Origin of the sequence: Candidatus Chloroploca sp. Khr17 (assembly GCF_004138165.1) — a bacterium.
Lineage (GTDB): Bacteria > Chloroflexota > Chloroflexia > Chloroflexales > Chloroflexaceae > Chloroploca.
Genome location: NZ_RYFF01000164.1, coordinates 1 through 1,104 on the forward strand (window position 1 = coordinate 1; position 1,104 = coordinate 1,104).

1 protein-coding gene is annotated in these 1,104 nt (G+C 61.7%); it reads left to right on the forward strand.

The genetic code is table 11. The features are described from left to right. Positions 1 to 1,104: RNA-guided endonuclease TnpB family protein (locus tag EKD05_RS25550; protein ID WP_165361005.1), on the forward strand; the 1,104-nt coding region annotated here is incomplete at both ends.

Below are 1,104 nucleotides of genomic sequence, written 5' to 3' on the forward strand. Positions count from 1 at the left end.
CCCGCGCCCAGGAGCGGCTGCTTGATGCCACGCTTGAAACGTGTCGTCGCTTCTATAACGATTGCCTCGCAGAGCGCAAGCAGGCGTGGGAGGACGAGCAGCGCACGGTGGGGAAGGTGGCGCAACTGCGCCAGGTGAAGGAGCGGAAGGCCACAAACCCGTGGGCGAAGGACGTGCATAGCCATGTCTTGCAGATCGTGGTAGACGATCTGGATAAAGCCTTCCAAGCCTTTTTTCGGCGGCTGAAGGCGGGCGAAGAACCGGGCTACCCGCGCTTTAAGGGGCGTCACCGCTGGCGTTCGTTCGGCTTCAAGGAGTACGGGAATGGCTTTCGCCTCGACGGGCGACGCGTGAAACTGTCAGGTATCGGGCGGATCGCCGTTCGCTGGCATCGTCCGCTTGAGGGTCAGATCAAGACGCTCCGTATCAGCAAGCAGGCGGGGAAGTGGTTCGCCAGTTTCTCCTGCGTGGGAGACGAGCCGACGCCGCTTCCTGCGACCGGCAAGGATGGAGGGATTGATGTCGGGCTGGCGAGCCTGATTACCACCAGTGCGGGTGAACAGGTTGCGCATCCCCGGTTCTATCGCCAGGCCCAACGGAAGCTGCGCGTCTGCCAGCGCCGGGTCGCACGACGGAAGAAGGGTGGGCAGAACCGCCGTAAGGCCGTGGTGATGCTGCAACGGCAGCATGAGCGGATCAGCAATCAGCGCAAAGACTACCTCAACAAGCTGGCGCACGATCTGGTGAAACGCCACGACCGGATCGCGCTCGAAGACCTCACGATCACGCGCATGGTTCACGGAAACCTCGCCAAGAGTATTCTGGACGCTGGATGGGGCTACTTGGTTCAGCGACTCACGCACAAGGCTGCAAGCGCCGGTCGTGTGGTCGTTCTGGTAGACCCACGGCAGACTTCCAAGCGGTGCTCTTCTGGTTGCGGGCATGTCTTCGAGACGCTTTCATTAGCCGACCGATGGGTTGATTGTCCCCGTTGCGGCCTCTCGCTCGATAGAGATCACAACGCGGCCATCAACATTCTCAACCGGGGCGGACAGCTCCGTTGGTCGTTAAGCTCGCCAGAAGGCGGGTTGGGCCAAGAAGCCG